Source organism: Nostoc sp. (assembly GCF_036917155.1).
Taxonomy (GTDB): Bacteria; Cyanobacteriota; Cyanobacteriia; order Cyanobacteriales; family Nostocaceae; genus Nostoc.
This window is the reverse complement of record NZ_JBALDZ010000108.1, coordinates 20,068-38,953: the sequence shown is the minus strand read 5'-3', so window position 1 is coordinate 38,953 and position 18,886 is coordinate 20,068. Positions and strand designations below refer to the sequence as shown.

Sequence of the window (18,886 nt, the reverse complement as noted above, 5' to 3'; positions counted from 1 at the left end):
AAAAATTCCTCAAGATTCAAGATTAAGGATAAGGCTATGGCAACCGAACAGTTGACTAGAGACAGCGACAATTTAGATTTAAATCAGCTACTAAGAACGCTGAATGCTGTTAAACACGGTGACTTCTCGGCTCGGATGCCCATAGACCATACTGGTGTGGCGGGGAAAATTGCTGATACGCTCAATGATATTATCGATCAAAATGAGCGGATGGCGGCGGAGCTACAACGGATTGGTAATGTTGTCGGCAAAGAAGGCAAAATTGCCGATCGCGCCTCTCTTGGAGATGTTCGAGGTTCTTGGTCAGATTGTGTGACTTCTGTCAATACTCTAATTACTGATTTAGTTCAACCAACGGCTGAAACTACCCGTGTGATTCGGTCGGTTGCCAATGGTGACTTATCCCAAACGATCGCCACAGAAATTGATGGCAGACCTCTCCAAGGTGAGTTTCTCCAAACTGCGAATATTGTCAACACGATGGTAGAACGGCTCGGTTCCTTTGCATCAGAAGTTACTAGGGTTGCCCGTGAGGTGGGAACTGAGGGTAAATTGGGTGTTCAAGCCGAAGTGCAAGGTGTGGCAGGCACTTGGAAGGATTTGACTGATAACGTTAACTTGATGGCGGGTAATCTCACCGGACAAGTTCGCAACATTGCCGAAGTTGCCACTGCGATCGCAAATGGTGACTTATCCAAAAAAATCACTGTGGATGTCAAAGGCGAAATTCTCGAACTAAAAAACACCGTTAACACAATGGTGGATCAGCTTAATTCTTTTGCGAGTGAAGTAACGCGAGTTGCCCGTGAGGTGGGAACTGAAGGTAAGTTGGGCGTACAAGCAGAAGTTAAAGGAGTGGCAGGAACTTGGAAGGATTTGACTGACAACGTTAATTTAATGGCAGGGAATTTAACTGCCCAAGTCCGTAACATTGCGGAAGTAACAACGGCGGTAGCTAATGGCGATTTATCCAAGAAAATCACTGTTGATGTGAAAGGTGAAATTTTAGAGTTGAAAAACACCGTCAACATCATGGTGGATCAACTTAATTCTTTTGCATCAGAAGTCACAAGGGTTGCCCGTGAGGTGGGTGCAGAAGGCAAATTAGGCGGTCAAGCAGAAGTGCGCGGGGTAGCGGGTACGTGGAAAGATTTAACTGATAGTGTGAATTTCATGGCGGGAAGCTTGACGGCACAGGTGCGGAATATTGCCGAAGTGACAACGGCGGTTGCAAATGGCGACTTATCTAAGAAAATCACTGTGGATGTGAAAGGCGAAATTCTGGAGTTGAAAAATACTATCAACACAATGGTGGATCAACTCAATTCCTTTGCATCAGAAGTGACAAGAGTTGCGCGTGAAGTGGGAACTGAAGGGAAGTTGGGCGTACAAGCAGAAGTGCGGGGAGTAGCAGGTACTTGGAAAGATTTAACTGATAACGTTAACTTAATGGCGGGTAATCTCACCGGACAGGTGCGAAATATTGCCGAAGTTGCTACTGCGATCGCCAATGGCGATCTATCTAAGAAAATCACCGTCGATGTGAGAGGTGAAATTCTCGAACTTAAGAATACCATCAATATAATGGTGGATCAACTCAGTTCTTTTGCGAGTGAAGTCACAAGAGTTGCCCGTGAAGTTGGTAGTGAAGGTAAACTGGGTGTGCAAGCCGATGTGCGCGGCGTGGCTGGAACTTGGAAAGATTTAACTGACAGCGTGAACTTCATGGCGGGAAGTTTAACGGCACAGGTACGGAATATTGCCGAAGTGACTACGGCTGTTGCAACAGGCGACTTATCCAAGAAGATCACCGTTGATGTCAAAGGTGAAATTCTGGAACTCAAAAATACCATTAATACAATGGTAGATCAACTAAATTCCTTTGCATCAGAAGTTACAAGGGTTGCCCGCGAGGTGGGAAGCGAAGGTAAATTGGGCGTACAAGCAGAAGTACGCGGCGTGGCTGGAACTTGGAAAGATTTAACTGACAGCGTAAACTTCATGGCGGGAAGCTTGACGGCACAGGTGCGGAATATTGCCGAAGTGACTACGGCGGTTGCAACTGGCGATTTATCCAAGAAAATCACCGTTGATGTCAAAGGTGAAATTTTAGAACTCAAAAATACCATTAACACAATGGTGGATCAACTCAGTTCCTTTGCAAGTGAAGTGACGCGAGTTGCTCGTGAGGTGGGAACTGAAGGTAAATTGGGTGTACAAGCCGAAGTGAAAGACGTTGCCGGCACTTGGAAAGATTTAACCGACAGCGTAAACTTCATGGCGGGAAGCTTGACGGCACAGGTGCGGAACATTGCCGAAGTGACAACTGCGATCGCTAATGGTGACTTGTCCAAAAAAATCACTGTTGCTGTCAAAGGCGAAATTCTGGAACTCAAGAATACCATCAATATCATGGTGGATCAACTTAATTCTTTTGCCAGTGAAGTTACAAGAGTTGCTCGTGAGGTGGGAAGCGAGGGTAAACTGGGTGTCCAAGCAGATGTGCGCGGCGTAGCTGGAACTTGGAAAGATTTAACTGACAGCGTAAACTTCATGGCGGGAAGCTTAACGGCACAGGTGCGAAACATTGCCGCCGTCACCACCGCCGTAGCTAATGGCGACTTATCTAAAAAAATCTCTGTTGATGTCAAAGGTGAAATTTTAGAGTTGAAAAACACCGTCAACACAATGGTAGATCAACTCAATTCCTTTGCCAGTGAAGTTACCAGAGTTGCCCGTGAGGTGGGAACTGAAGGTAAGTTGGGTGTACAAGCCGAAGTTAAAGGTGTAGCCGGCACTTGGAAGGATTTAACCGACAGCGTAAACTTCATGGCGGGAAGCTTGACGGCGCAAGTGCGGAACATTGCCGAAGTAACCACAGCAGTAGCAAACGGCGACTTATCTAAAAAAATCACCGTTGATGTGAAAGGTGAAATTCAAGAACTTAAAAACACCATTAACACAATGGTGGATCAGTTAAATTCTTTTGCATCAGAAGTTACCAGGGTTGCCCGTGAGGTGGGAACGGAAGGTAAATTAGGCGTACAAGCTTACGTCAGAGGAGTTGCTGGAACTTGGAAAGATTTAACAGACAACGTTAACTCAATGGCGGGGAACCTTACCGGACAAGTTCGCAACATCGCCGAAGTTACGAAAGCGGTAGCAAATGGCGACCTTTCTAAGAAAATTACCGTCGATGCCAAAGGTGAAATTTTAGATTTAAAGAATACCACCAATACGATGGTAGACCAACTCAGTTCCTTTGCATCAGAAGTAACGCGGGTGGCGCGGGAAGTGGGAACTGAAGGGAAATTGGGTGGACAAGCGCAAGTCCAAGGTGTTGCGGGGACTTGGAAAGATTTAACTGATAACGTGAACTCAATGGCGGGGAACTTAACGGCACAAGTGCGCGGTATTGCCAGAGTTGTCACCGCAGTTGCTAACGGCGACTTGAAACGGAAACTGATGCTAGATGCCAAGGGAGAAATTGAAACCTTGGCAGAGACAATCAACGAGATGATTGATACCCTAGCGACATTTGCCAATCAAGTAACCACAGTAGCGCGAGAAGTGGGAATTGAAGGGAAGTTGGGCGGACAAGCAAGAGTCCCTGGGGCGGCTGGAACTTGGAAAGATTTGACGGATAATGTAAATGAACTTGCTGCTACATTGACAACTCAGTTGCGAGCGATCGCAGAAGTTGCTACAGCTGTAACTAAAGGTGATTTAACTCGTTCAATCGCCGTCGAAGCATTAGGGGAAGTAGCGATCCTCAAAGATAATATCAACCAGATGATTGCCAACCTGCGGGAGACAACGCAGAAAAACACCGAACAAGACTGGTTGAAAACTAACTTAGCCAAGTTTACCCGAATGCTCCAAGGGCAGCGAGACTTGGAAACCGTATCTAAACTCATTCTCTCAGAATTAGCACCCTTGGTAGGAGCGCAACACGGTGTATTCTTCCTGATGGAGTCTGCTGAGAATATACCATATTTGAAATTAATTAGTAGCTACGCTTACCGCGAACGCAGACATCTAGCTAACCGCTTCCACTTGGGTGAAGGTTTGGTGGGACAATGCGCTTTAGAAAAAGAGCGAATACTACTGACGGATGTGCCAAGTGATTATGTCAGAATTGCCTCTGGTTTAGGAGAAGCCACGCCCCTGAATGCTGTGGTGTTACCTGTACTCTTTGAAGGACAAGTAACAGCAGTCATTGAATTGGCATCCTTTCGCCGCTTTAGCGAAATTCATCTGACATTCTTCGACCAGCTTACCGAAAGTATCGCGATTGTCCTCAACACGATCGCAGCATCGATGCGAACTGAAGAATTACTCAAACAATCGCAATCTTTAGCTGAAGAACTCCAAACCCAGCAAAGCGAACTCCGCGAAACCAACAAGCGTTTAGAACAACAAGCCCAATCACTCAAAACCTCTGAAGATTTACTCAAAGGACAGCAAGAGGAACTGCAACAAACCAACGCCGAACTAGAAGAAAAGGCAGAGTTGTTGGCGATGCAGAAAAAAGAAGTCGAGCGCAAAAATCGGGAAATTGAACAAGCAAGACTATCTTTAGAAGATAAGGCTGAACAACTCGCCCTCTCCTCAAAATATAAATCAGAATTTCTCGCCAATATGTCCCATGAACTGCGGACACCGCTAAACAGCTTGTTGATTTTGGCGAAATTGTTGACAGATAATATCGATCGCAACCTCACCAGCAAGCAAGTTGAATACAGCCAGACAATTTACTCAGCCGGTACTGACCTGTTGGCATTAATCAATGACATTCTGGATCTTGCCAAAATTGAATCTGGAACCATGTCCATCGACATGACCCAAATGCCATTAGCAGAGTTGGGCGAACAAGTTGAGCGTACCTTCCGACAAATCGCTCAGAGTAAAGGACTTGTTTTCGTAATTGAATTTACTCCCGAATTGCCCAACAGCATCTATACAGATGTCAAACGTATACAACAGGTCTTGAAAAATCTCCTCTCCAACGCTTTTAAATTTACAGAACAAGGGGAGGTCCGCTTACAGATTGCGGTAGCCAAGCAGGGATGGAGCAATGACAACGAAACCTTAAATCGCGCTCAGATTGTCATCGGTTTCTCAGTCAGCGATACAGGTATTGGTATAGCCCCCGAAAAACAGAAAGTGATTTTTGAAGCATTCCAGCAAGCCGATGGCTCTACCAGTCGGAGATACGGCGGTACCGGATTGGGCTTATCAATTAGCCGCGAAATCGCCCGTCTCTTCGGCGGCGAAATTAAACTCATCAGCCAACCCGGTGAAGGTAGCACCTTTACATTCTATTTACCACAATTCAGTGCTGTTAGCGATAGCGGGGCGTTTAGTCTGTCACGAGTGCTGAGTCCTGAGTCTAGATCGACACTCCCTACTTTTCACTCCCCACTCCTCACTCCCCACTCAGCACTCAGCACTCATCACTCAGCACTCATAACTGACGATCGCACTACTATTGAAAAAGGCGATCGTGTGTTACTAATTGTCGAAGATGACGTTAATTTCGCCCGTATCCTTCTAGATATGGCGCAACAGCAAGGATTCAAGGTAATAGCTGCCCAAACAGGTAGTACAGGTTTGATGTTAGCGCAGCAATTTCTACCTTCAGCCGTTTTGCTAGATATCCGGTTGCCAGAAATGGATGGTTGGACGGTATTAGATCGTCTCAAACACGACCCAAATACCCGTCACATCCCCGTACATATTATGAGCGTTGAAGAAGGTAAACAACGCGGTTTACAACTAGGTGCGATCGCATATCTGCAAAAACCTTTAACCAGCGAGACAATATCCGAGGCGTTAACCAAAATTAAAGGTTTTGTTGAGCGCCAGGTGAAAAATTTATTGGTAGTCGAAGATGACGACACTCAACGGCTGAGTATTGTTGAGTTAATTGGCAACAGCGATGTTTCAACCACTGCTGTGGCTACTGGTACAGCAGCCTTAGAAGCTATTCGCACCCAGCATTTTGATTGCCTCGTCCTCGATTTGGGGCTACCTGACATGACTGGCTTTGAACTGATCGAGCAGATAAAGCTTTTACCTCATGGTAAAACTTTACCAATTATTGTCTACACAGGTAGAGAAATTAGCAAAGCTCAAGAAACGGAACTCAGACGAATTGCCGAGACAATCATTATTAAAGATGTGCGATCGCCCGAACGTCTCCTCGATGAAACAGCATTATTTTTACATCGAGTCCAAGCAAATTTACCAGCACCCAAGCGCCAAATACTCGAACAACTGCATTCACAAGACTACTTACTCACTGGCAAAAAAGCGCTAATTGTAGACGACGATATGCGGAATATCTTTGCCCTTACCAGTATGCTGGAGCGTTATCAAATCCAGGTTTTATATGCTGAAAATGGTAGAGAGGGAATCACTCTGTTAGAAAATACACCAGATATTGATGTGGTGTTGATGGATGTCATGATGCCAGAAATGGATGGTTACGAAACCACACGGGTAATCCGCCAAAACGAGCAATTTAAATCTTTGCCGATTATTGCACTGACCGCTAAAGCCATGCAAGGCGATCGCGAGAAGTGTATTGAAGCAGGTGCATCAGACTACATCACCAAACCCGTGGATACCGAACAATTGCTGTCACTATTGCGTGTTTGGCTATACCGTTAACAATATCTACCCAATTTGCTCAATCAAAAAACCTCTAAGAAGGTTTTACTACGCAAAACCGTCCCTCTCCGAGTCGGAGAGGGACAGACTTGAATACTGTTCGGTTAAGTCAATAGACGCGATGAATCGCCGTCTCTACAATAATCAATCTTTTGTAGAGACGGCGATTTATCGCGTCTTTGGAATTTAGAATTTTAATCAAAAAACCTTAACCGAACCGTATTGCATCGCGTCTTTATGATGATTTATTTTTTCTAGCATTATTCTTTTGCGGAGATAATAACTTTTCTCCTTTATATTCTTTCCATCCTAGAACACGTCTAAGACCAATTTTCAGATATTCTTCTTGAGATTCTATGCTAATAGAATTCCGCCCTAAGCGTTTTGCCACGGCAGCAGATGTAAAGGTTCCTGCAAATGGATCAAGGACAATACTACCCCGATCACTACTTGCAAGAATAATTCTCTCTAGTAATGATTCAGGTTTTTGTGAGGGATGATTTTCATATTCTTCCATTCGATATCTCACACGAGAGAAATACCATACATTACCAGGTACTTTTTCTGTGTTGTATTGGCTGGGAACAGATTTTCTGTAATCAATCAACTTTCTCTGCGCGCCTGTTTTTGCTTCTATTTTAATATCACTTGAGTTGAAAATATAATTGCTTTTGTCTTTAACACAATGAAGTATTGGCTCATACATTGAGCCGAAATATTTTGTTGCTTGAACTCCAGAACTATCATAATGCCATACAATTCGGCTCAGAATTACCATTTTCTGCCTTAAGTAAAGGTCAAAGTATGGCATCGCTTGAGTGCTTGTCATGACATATAAGGTTCCATTTGGCTTCAATATCCGCAGACATTCATCAAGCAACTTGTATGCCCACTTGGCATACTCCTCTTCAGACTCCCATTTGTCGTAGAAATTTGAAAATTGTTTTCCTATGTTGTAGGGAGGATCGATAAAAATAATATCTACAGATTCACCAGGAATCTCACTAGACAAAATATGTAGGGCATCGCCATGAAATATAGTATGTTCCTCGTCTTTATATCGTTCAAACATTACCATTTATCTAAAAATAAGCTGTACGCGAATAAATTAAATATGCGTTAGCGTAGCAATACGCTTCGGTTAAGGTTTTTTAATGAAGATTTTAGATTGCTAAAGATGCGATAAATCGCGTCTGATTATTGTAGAGACGGCGATTCATCGCGTCTCTTGCCTTAACCGAACAGTATTGGTTAGCGTAGAGATTTTGCGTCTATACAATCCTTAACCGACAAGTATTGCGATCGCCTTCACCAATTCCTCTGGATCTACAGGCTTGGAAATATGCTGTTGAAATCCCGCAGCAATCGCTTGTTGATGATCCATCTCACCAGCATAAGCAGTTAAAGCGATCGCTGGAATTGTCCCCCCTTGCTCTGGTTCCAGACTCCTGATCTGTCGCATCAGCATATAGCCATCCATTTCTGGCATCCCGATATCACTGATGAGCAGATTTGGCTGGGATTGACTCAGTGCAGTTAAAGCTTCAATGGCTGAGGCGACAACGGTAACAGTTGCACCATAATGTTCCAGCATGAAGGGCAAAAACTCTCGCATATCTGCATCATCATCCACCACCAGAATCTTCAAGCCAGACAAGGGCAAAGACTGATCCGCCACCAGTGAAGAGTTATCTTTTGCATCCTTGATTTCTTTGTTTTCATCTTGTAAACATAGAAGTCTAACGGTGAAAGTTGCTCCTTTACCTTCGCCCAGACTTTCTGCTTGCACAGTTCCCCCGTGAAGTTCCACAAGATGGCGGACGATCGCTAATCCTAAACCTAAACCGCCAAATTTGCGAGTTGTCGCACCATCTGCTTGACGGAAATAATCAAAGACATAAGGTAAGAACTCAGGTGCAATCCCCTTCCCTGTATCAGTTACACAGATTTGTACCTGTAAGCCAACTTGCTCTAATTTAATTTTTACCTGTCCACCGATGGGAGTAAACTTAATGGCATTAGAAAGGATATTCCAAATGACTTGTTGTAATCGATTGGCATCGCCTAAAACTTCCCCGATACCAGATTCAGACAAGTCTTGAATCTGGATAGACTTAGCCTCCGCCGATAAACGCACTGTCTCGATCGCAGCTTCAATCACTGATGCCAAATTAATCCGGCCGAAGTTGAGATTAAGTTTACCCTGAAGAATGCGGGAGACATCCAACAAATCTTCAATTAATTGAGTTTGTAACTTGGCATTGCGCTCAATGGTTTCTAGGGCGCGATCGCTAGTTGCTTGATCCAGCTTGCGGCTCCGCATCAGTTTTGCCCAACCCAGAATCGGGTTGAGTGGTGTTCTCAATTCATGAGACAGCACAGCTAAAAATTCATCTTTGACGCGGTTTGCGCTTTCAGCAGCGCTTCGTGCCGTTCGTTCGGCTTCATAGAGATGGGCGCGAGCGATCGCTTGGGCACATTGTTGAGCAACAGCCAAGAGAAATGCTCGATCTTCTCCACTAAGTTGTTGAGGCTGGGCAAATCCCAAAGTTATACCGCCAACAGCCCAGCCTTCTACCATCAATGGAATAGAAATCCAGGCTTCAAAGTCATATTGGGCATAAGCTTCAGCCAAATGTGGGTAACGAGTTACCCGATTTTCTGTTGCTTGTTCCCAAATCGGTTTCCCAGTTCGCACGGCTTCTGCTAAGGGAGAGGGGGAATCGATGGCAAAATTCCGCCAAGTGTCTATCAAATCTGCGTTATAGCCAACCTCCCGCACAATTTCCAGTTCAGTTTTACTTTCATTCACCAAGGCGACGAGGGCACAACTGGCTCCCAAGGCAGCCATGCTCTGCTCTACAATGACTTCAGATACTTGGGCTGGTGTCAGAGATTCTGAAAGGGCAGCTGTAATTGACTGGAGACGGGCAATACGCTCCAATGCTCTTTCTGCCGTTTTTTGTGCTTGCTGCGCTTCTTGGTAAAGGCGGGCATTATCGATCGCGATCGCTGCTCGATGGGCAACATCTTCCGCTAGTGACAAGTCAGCTGTGCTGTAACGACGTTCTGATTCCGCAGTAAAAAAGGAAATTGCCCCAAAAATTTTTTCACGTGCCATCAAGGGCAAAATTATACAGGACTTTAAACTTAGTTCACGCAGAATCTGCAGATGTTCTGGATTTAGGATGGCTGCTACTAGGGCTGCATCTGAAATTTCAACCATTTCAGCAAGTCCTGTACGCAGCACCTTAGGCACACCTCCAGCTTCATCCAACTTTCTGGGATAACGCTGATGAAGTTCCCAACCGAGTTTAACTTTCTCTGGATTTCGGTGAGCAACTGCGACTCGATTAATTGATTGGTTGTCTTGCAGCAGATCAACGCTGCACCAATCGGCGAAATAAGGCACAACTAGCTTGGCCACATTAGCAAGCGTGTTTTCATAATCGAGGGAAGAAGCGAGGGTTGCACTGACTTGAGCCAAAAACCCTGCTCGTTGTCGATCGGCTTCTGCTTCCTGTCGGGCGGCTTGCTCTTGAATCAGTTGGATACGTTCGGCTTCAGATTGTTTGCGCTGTGTAATATCAAGTACAACACCACTCATGTGTGTGGCTTTACCAGCTTCGTTGAAAAAGGCTTTTCCCCGGCAGGCTGCGTAGCGGATACTGCCATCATCTTGAATAATTCGATATTCTAAATTATGCTCCACATCTTCGTTAATCGCTCGACTCAGCGATTGAGCCAGCAATCCCCGATCGTCTGGATGCAGACGAGCTAAAAGTGCTTCACAACTGCCAGCAAAGGTTTCAGGTGTTAACCCAAATAGTTGATACATCTGTTCATCCCAGTCAAAGCGATCGCTGATAATATCCCAAATCCAAACACCAATTTGGGCAGATTTTAACGCCAAATTCAGTTGCTCTTGGCTATTTTCTAAACCTTGATAAAGACGAGCATTTTCTAGAGAAATAGCAATTTGAACTGTCAATATTTCTAATACAGAAAGTTTTTCCTGTGTAAAGGCACTGGAGATCAGATTATTTTCTAAATATAAAATACCAAGTAATTGTGACTGACGGGCGATCGGCAAACAAAGTACAGATTTAGGCTGCTTTTGAATTATATACTCGTCTTTTGAAAACAAATTATGCTCAGTGGCATTCTGCAAAATCACTGTTTCTTGAGTCCGCTGAACATAATTCAGCATTGATTGCGGAATAAACTGGGAAATTTCACCCTCTAATATAGGTCGAGAAACATTGAGCTTTTCTGCTTGGGGATTAACCTTAGCTTCTACTTCAATCACCAGATTTTGCTCATGTTCCAGCAACAAATAACCGATTTCTGCCCCTGCTTGCTCGATGACAATTTGCATTAATGTCTTCAACAACCGTGAAAAAACAATCTCACTACTTATAGTTTGAGAAGCTTTAACTACTGATAAAAAGTCCAAATGCTCACCTGTGGTGCTAAACGTTCCGTTAGAGATCAGCTGTTGTTGTGGCAATAGCTGAAGATAGGATTCTTCGAGGTGTTTGACTTTAGCAGATGCCTCCCAACGCATATAAGCATTTTTAGCTACTTGCAAATAAGTTTTGGCAATTAATTCAAACTCTCGCTCTAGGTAAAACTTAGCAGCTAGCTCATTAGCCAAAGCTTCATATTGCACAAATCCCTGCTCACGGGCTGAAGCAATTGATTGCTCATACAGGCGCATTGCTGCTAAATCTCGACCTTCAATTCGAGCTATTTCAGCAGCTACTAATTGAGACTTGTGTAAAAAGTTTGCAGAGCAGTGGTTAGCCCAGTATTGCAATTGCTGCTGATGGGATTCTAAGGTTTGCAAAAACTGCTCTTGCTCTTGAGAAGATACTATTGGGTAAAGAGCCGTTAAAGTCAGTGAGTAATATAAAATATAATCTGTTTCAATTGGCAATGCCAGTGTCGTCACTGGAAAATTGGATAATTCTAAGGCAGATTTCAATGCTTCTGTGTACTGTCGATATGTAAAAAAGATAATTAGTTTAATAATGTGATAAAAAATAATCCCACTGACAAAACCTGCATCTTTAATTACAGACAAAGCGGATGATTCATCAAATTCATCATTACTTAGAGTCAGATTTTGGTGAGTTAGTCCGCGCAGATTCATCACTAGCATCTGCTGTAATCTGATTGTCTGATAGACAGCCTCATGTTTAGACTGGTGGGCGAAGGCGGCATATTTTTCTAGAGATTTGTATGTATCTGCAAGTGGATATCCTAGCTGGATAATTTGCCACGAGCCTTGATAGCCGTTGTAGTTTGCCATTGTTATATCACCTGCTTCTACACAACCGATAAACCCCCGCTCTAAAAAGGGAATATCACTGGCAATATGGTTACACCAAACGTTAATATGACTTCCATGAATGTGTAGAACAACTCCTCTAAGTTTTAAGTCATGCAACTTTTCATTCAATTGAATTGTCATCTCAGAAAATGCGTAACCTGTAGGAATATCATGGAATATGGAAACCAACAGCATCGCGTACATACTGTAAGCAAAACAGGAATCTTCCGTATTCCCAAACTTGAGGGAGTAATTAACAGCTTGCAGTACGACTAAGGGAAAGAGATCGGGTCTAGCAAGATAAGTAGGTGGGCCCAATGTTGTCAACAGACTAATCAGTGTCTTAATATTTGCATCTTGGATTACCGGAGCATTAATTAAATCAGAGATTTGTCTATTACCTAAGTTGATTAATACCTGGTTTTTTTCAATTGCGATCAGCGCTTCGCTGCTGCGCTTCGCTATCGCACCTTCCACTTCCTCATTTGTATCAGGGAACCTCACCCCAAAAAACTTTAAAGATTCTAATCCCAATGTCAGTGCTTCTTCATATCTACCTGCAACTTGATACAGTCTGATTTGCAGCATGTAAATATTAGATTTCTCTACATGAGATTTTGCTTTCAGTAATAGTAGATAAAATAATTCTTCCGCTTGCTCTAAATTTCCTGTTAAGAATTCACACTCAGCCTGTTCTCTAAACAAAGTAAATGTTTGTTCATATTGTTCAAGCCAGACATTTTCAGCCAAAAGATTCATGGCAATACTAAAAAATCTTTTGGCAGGAGTGTAGGCTGTGGAAGCTTTTGCCTTTTTACCAGCGATTAAATTCAACCGTAGCAATTCATCTTTTTCTCTCTGCTCAACAATCAGAACCAGCGCGAGATTGAGTTGATTGACTAGATCAAAAATTTGCTCGTTAACTTCTTCAGGACTAGCATTTCTCAGCAAAAGTTTCCCAATTTTCAGGTGAACAGCCGACTTTGATTCATCGGCAATTAAGGCATAAGCAGCTTGCTGAACTCGGTCATGGTAGAAACGATATTTTTTATCAATAGTTTCATCTGACTCAATGGAAATAATTAATCCTCTTAAAATTGCTTCAACAAGTGCATTTGCTGTTTCTTCAATAGATTGTTCGCCAACCAGTGCCAAAACTTTTAAATCAAAATGATTACCTATGCAGGAGGCTAATTTAAGCACCTCTTGAGTTGCTTTTGGTAACTTTTGCATCCGTCCAATCATCAAACTGACAATATTATCTGTAATACCTTGAGCTTCAATCTGAGCTAGATTCCATTGCCAAATCCGATGTTGGTGATTAAAATTTAGGAGATTCTCTTGATGCAGTGTTTTCAGAAACTCATTGACAAAGAAAGGATTACCATCAGTTTTTTGGATAATCAATTGAGCAAGAGGTTCTACTTGCTCTACTGAACTATATAACGTATCAGCAAGTAACTGATTGACATAGACAAGATTTAATGGGGTCAGCAGAATTTCGGTTGTTCTTGTCCCATACTGCCGAACTTTATCCATCATCAAATTGAAGGGATATATAATATCTACTTCATTATCTCGATACGCTAAAATGAAGCAGAGATACTGGATACTAGAGCCAGTAATAATACTTTGAATTAAATTCAAGGTAGCGGTGTCTGCCCACTGCATATCATCTAAGAAAACAGTGAGTGGATGTTCTTTTTGAGCAAAGACGCTGATAAATTTCTGAAACACCAAGTTGAATCGGTTTTGAGATTCGCCAGGCCCCAACTCTGGTATGGGAGACTGTTCTCCAACGATTAATTCAACTTCTGGAATTACGTCTGTGATTAGCTTACCATTGTTACCTAATGCTGCTTGTATTTCCTTTTTCCAGTTAGAAAGTTGCCCTTCCGGTTCAGTTAAAATTTGTCGAGCAAGTGTTTGAAAAGCTTGAACAATGGTGGAATAAGGAATATCTCGTTTGTACTGATCAAACTTACCACAGATAAAAACGCCGCGTTCTCTGACAATGGGCTTGTGAATCTCCTTCACCAGAGAAGATTTACCAACGCCAGCATAACCAGAAACTAGGACTAGTTCTGGTTTGCCTTGACTAAGAACTCGCTCAAATGCTTGCAAAAGCTTGGCAATATCTTGTTCTCGCCCATATAATTTTTGAGGAATTTGAAAGCGTTCTGAGATATCTTGCTCACCCAAAACAAAGGATTGAATTTGTCCGGTTATCTCTAATTGCTTCAAACACTTTTCTAGATCAAATTGCAAACCTAAAGCGCTCTGATACCTCTGTTCGGCAACCTTCGATAGCAATTTCATGATAATCTCACAGAGCATTTGAGGAATATCAGGGTTCAGTTTGTTCGGATATAACGGAGATTTGGCAATATGACAATGCACCCATTCTAAGGGGTCTTTGCCTTGAAATGGTAGCTGACCTGTAAGCATCTCATAAAAGGTGACTCCCAGTGAATATAAATCGCTGCGATGGTCAATTCCTCGATTCATCCGCCCAGTTTGCTCAGGTGATAAATAAGGTAAACTGCCCTCAATGCGACTGGAACTGCTAACTATTTGCTGCTGGTATGGAATGAAGGCAGCAATGCCAAAATCCGCAATTTTGACCTGATTAGTTTCGAGGTTAATTAAAATATTTTGCGGCTTAATATCCTTGTGGACAATATGATGAGTGTGGATTTGGGCGAGTTTGCTGGTGATTTCAATAGCAATCTTCAGAAACGGCACAGGTTGTTGAAATTGGTCTAGAAACTGATCGAGCGATCGCGCCTCAAAATCCTCCATAATTAAATAAGGAATTCCCTGATGCATCTCTAATGCGTAGACTTTGACTGCGGCTGTGGTGTTTAGCCCTTGAGCGATCGCATACTCATGTTTGAGTTGTTCAATATTATTGGGTGTACACTGTTCTGGACGTAGCCCTTTGATAATTACCGGAAACTGGTCTTTAACCTTAATTCCCCGATATATGATTGCTTTTACCCCTGCTTTTAACAAAGTCGCAATTTTAAATCCGGGTAATGCAATCATCATGCGAAATACTCCAGCCGTGTTTCTTTAGGGATAATCCGAGCTTAATTGTATTTTAGATACATTTCCTGGGGCAGATGAAATTTAAATGATATCAGGTGCGGATAATCACTTCTGCTGACTCTACAGACAAAAATAAGCTACCATTCAAGCAGAGTAAGCATTTCCCGCTCAGAAACTTCCCATGTTTGATCGCCTGCAAACCCAAATTTATCAACTAGAACAATTTGCCAACAGCCTCGTTTCTAACCAACTGACACACCTTAGCGTGGTCAGCGTTGGGATCATTTTTGCCGCTGGCTTGCTCACCAGTCTCACACCCTGTATGCTTTCCATGCTGCCAATTACCATTGGTTACATTGGCGGTTATGAAGCCAAAAGCCGCTTGCAAGCAGCGGCCCAATCAACTTGGTTTGCTTTAGGTTTAGCAACCACACTAGCAGGGATGGGAATTATAGCAGGTTTTGTGGGAAAAGTCTACGGTCAAGTGGGAATTGGTTTGCCGATTATCGTCAGCATTATTGCCATTCTCATGGGGCTGAACTTATTAGAAGCACTGCCTTTACAGTTTCCATCCTTGAATGAAACGAATTGGATTTCGCCAGATTTGCCAACAGGATTGCGTTCCTATTTGCTGGGACTGACTTTCGGCTTAGTCGCATCCCCTTGTAGCACGCCTGTTTTAGCGAGCTTGTTAAGTTGGATTGCTAGTACACAAGACTTAATTTTAGGCGCTGTTTTGCTACTTTCTTACACAGCCGGTTATGTAGCACCGTTGATTTTGGCGGGTACTTTTACAGCTTCAATTAAAAAATTACTAGAATTGCGTCGCTGGTCTGGTTGGATAAACCCAGTTAGTGGGGCACTATTGGTAGGATTCGGTGTATTTTCCTTAATTTCTCGAATTCCCCTTGGCAGTTTTTAATATCAACACTTTTGTTAGATTTTACACGTAATGACTTTAGAAGATTCAGTTGCAAAAGAATTAAAATGGTGGGCAATACCTGGGCAGTTCTTGCGGCAAGAGCTTTTGCCTGTACTGACTAACTTACGACTAGCGATCGCACTACTGCTATTGATTGCAATCTTTAGCTCCACCGGTACTGTCATTGAGCAAGGTCAGTCACCTGCATTTTACCAAGCCAATTACCCAGAACATCCGGCTTTATTTGGTTTCCTAACTTGGAAGGTAATTCAAGTAGTTGGATTAGACCATGTATATCGTACCTGGTGGTTTCTATCATTACTCATCTTATTTGGCACTAGCTTAACTGCTTGTTCATTTACCCGTCAGTTACCAGCCTTAAAAGCTGCCCAGCGCTGGAAATATTACGAAGAACCACGACAATTTCAGAAATTAGCTTTAAGTACAGAACTAGATACTGGTTCCCTGAATTCTCTCAGCCAAATATTACAGAAACACCGCTATAAAATTTTTCAAGATCAAGAAAAAGCAAATCTCCTGTACGCCCGTAAGGGAATAGTCGGACGCATCGGCCCAATTATCGTTCATATTGGCATCGTTGCTATTCTGCTAGGAGGAATTTGGGGGGCAATGACTGGGTTTCTCGCTCAGGAAATGGTTGCTAGTGGCGATACATTTCAAGTAACAAATATTGTCGATGCTGGCCCAATAGCCGCAAAAATCTCGAAAGATTGGTCTGTGCGAGTCAATCGTTTTTGGATTGATTACACTCCATCTGGCGGCATCGATCAATTTTATTCTGATATGTCTGTCTTGAATAATCAGGGAAAGGAAATTGACCACAAGAAGATTTTTGTCAATGAGCCTCTGCGCTATCATGGCATAACTTTCTATCAAACTGATTGGGGAATTGCAGGTGTTCGCGTCCAATTTAACAACAGCCCGATTTTTCAACTACCGATGGCGCAATTGAACACCAACGGGAAAGGCGGGCGCATTTGGGGAACCTGGGTACCAACTAAACCAGATTTGAGTGAGGGTGTCTCTCTGTTAGCGAAAGATTTGCAAGGGATGGTATTAATTTATGATGCCACTGGCAAACTCGTTGATACAGTCCGCGCTGGGATGTATACCGAAGTAAATGGCGTGAAGCTGAAAATTTTGGATGTCATTGGTAGCACCGGCTTGCAAATTAAAGCCGATCCAGGCATACCAATTGTTTATTCAGGGTTTGGCTTGCTCATGGTGGGTGTAGTGATGAGTTACTTTTCTCACTCGCAAATCTGGGCATTGCAAAAAGGCGATCGCTTGTATATTGGTGGCAAAACTAATCGCGCTCAAGTTGCTTTTGAACAAGAGGTTTTAGAGATTTTAGATCGGCTGAGTTCACAGCCAAAAGGTGAGGAGAAAGAGGCGGCGATTGAAGTTTAAACGCAGAGGGGCGCATTCGCAAAGCGTCTCGCAGAGAAGGAAATCGCAGAGGAACGCAGAGGATTACTTTGCGTCCCTACCCTGTGGGCTATGGTGTATACACAAGCAAGTTAGACAGAGATCAGAACGCCGGGATAAACATTCTTAATTTAGGATTGGAATAGGGCATACTGGAACCTTTGCAGCGCCACTTCCTACAACGGGGGGAACCGCACAACGCAGTGGCTTCTAGATGCAAGCAACGCTTCTGGAGAATCGATCTCTACTCTAATTGGAGCAATCCTGTCAGAGCAAGCCGTTTCGTAGATAGAAGAATCTCCGTGCGTTCACGCCAGGGAGTGTCAATAGAGGTATTTATTAAACATTGGAACAAAAGATTTCTATATCTGCTCAACTTCAATTTAAGGGAAGCGTTTACCTTCTACCCCTAATCGCTATCTTGTTAAATATCGCTTCTTGTACTGCCAATAATCGAAACATCAAACATATTTCTCTCGTTGGTGCTGGAGCGAGTTTTCCTGCACCTTTGTATGAGCGCTGGCTTGCAGATTATAACCAGCAACATCCTGATGTACAAATTAACTATCAAGCTATAGGGAGCAGTGCTGGAGTGCAACAACTCATTGAAGGTACTGTGGACTTTGCAGCTAGTGATGTGGGAATTACAAATGAACAAGCAGCCAAGATAAAAAGGGGAGTAATTGCTTTACCTCTAACAGCCGGTTCTATTGTGTTGGCTTATAACCTCACACCAGTTGCACAGCAGTCGCCTCAAGTCAATGTGCCAACTGCTCTCAGGCTACCACGCCAAGTTTACGTAGATATCTTTCTCGGAAAAATTACGAATTGGAATCATCCTAGAATCGCCGCAGCTAATCCAGGAGTGAGTTTGCCCGATTTACCGATTCAGGTTGTACACCGAACTGATGGTAGTGGGACTACAAGTGTGTTAACGCAACACCTAAGCGCCATAAGTCCAGAATGGAAAAGCAAAATTGGGGCTGGTAAATCTGTAGCATGGCAAGTAGGAATTGGTGGAAAGGGTAACGAAGGTGTTACCGCCCTAATTCAACAAATACCCGGAGCTATTGGCTATGTAGAGTACATTTACGCCAAACAAAATAAACTTCCTGTGGCAGCTTTAGAAAATAAATCTGGTAACTATATTACGCCAACACCAAAATCTGTAGCTCAAACCTTAGAAGCAGTGAAGTTACCTGCCGATACTTTGATTGCTTTTATCACCGATCCTACCGATGCCCAATCTTATCCCATCGTTACTTACACATGGCTTTTAACTTATCACCAATATCCAAACCGAGTCAAAGCTCAAGCGCTGAAAAACTTTGTTGATTGGGCTGTGATTGACGGGCAAAAATCCAGTTTGGAACTTGGGTATATTCCTTTGTCTAAAAAAGTTGTGCTTCAAGTGCAATCTGCGGCAAAGAAGATTGCCAATTAATGCCATCAGC

Annotated in this window: 6 protein-coding genes; 4 read left to right on the top strand and 2 right to left on the bottom strand. The window is 43.2% G+C overall.

Going from position 1 to position 18,886, the window contains the following annotated elements; genetic code table 11:
* Positions 1-36: 36 nt before the first annotated feature.
* The gene (locus tag V7K67_RS15650) at positions 37-6,675 is read left to right on the top strand and encodes a HAMP domain-containing protein (RefSeq protein ID WP_334733634.1); all 6,639 of its coding nucleotides are present in this window, start codon (positions 37-39) and stop codon (positions 6,673-6,675) included.
* A 235-nt stretch (positions 6,676-6,910) separates the two neighbouring features.
* Here the strand turns inward: V7K67_RS15650 and yhdJ are convergent, their stop codons facing one another.
* Together yhdJ and V7K67_RS15640 are read right to left on the bottom strand one after the other, a co-directional pair.
* Positions 6,911-7,747, bottom strand: coding sequence for an adenine-specific DNA-methyltransferase (gene yhdJ / locus V7K67_RS15645; protein ID WP_335167314.1), 837 nt, complete (start codon positions 7,745-7,747; stop codon positions 6,911-6,913).
* 210 nt (positions 7,748-7,957) lie between these two features.
* The gene (locus tag V7K67_RS15640) at positions 7,958-15,061 is read right to left on the bottom strand and encodes an AAA family ATPase (RefSeq protein ID WP_335167312.1); all 7,104 of its coding nucleotides are present in this window, start codon (positions 15,059-15,061) and stop codon (positions 7,958-7,960) included.
* A gap of 181 nt (positions 15,062-15,242) precedes the next feature.
* Here V7K67_RS15640 and V7K67_RS15635 point away from each other — a divergent pair, with 181 nt between their 5' ends.
* From V7K67_RS15635 to pstS, 3 genes are all read left to right on the top strand, one after another.
* Complete coding sequence (locus V7K67_RS15635) at positions 15,243-15,983, top strand: cytochrome c biogenesis protein CcdA (protein WP_334733631.1); 741 nt, start codon at positions 15,243-15,245, stop codon at positions 15,981-15,983.
* Between the two features lie 30 nt (positions 15,984-16,013).
* Positions 16,014-17,414, top strand: a complete 1,401-nt coding sequence (locus tag V7K67_RS15630) for a cytochrome c biogenesis protein (protein ID WP_334733630.1) — start codon at positions 16,014-16,016, stop codon at positions 17,412-17,414.
* A gap of 364 nt (positions 17,415-17,778) precedes the next feature.
* A complete protein-coding gene (gene pstS / locus V7K67_RS15625; RefSeq protein WP_334733629.1) occupies positions 17,779-18,876 on the top strand; it encodes a phosphate ABC transporter substrate-binding protein PstS in 1,098 nt (365 codons plus the stop codon).
* The last annotated feature ends 10 nt before the right edge of the window (positions 18,877-18,886 follow it).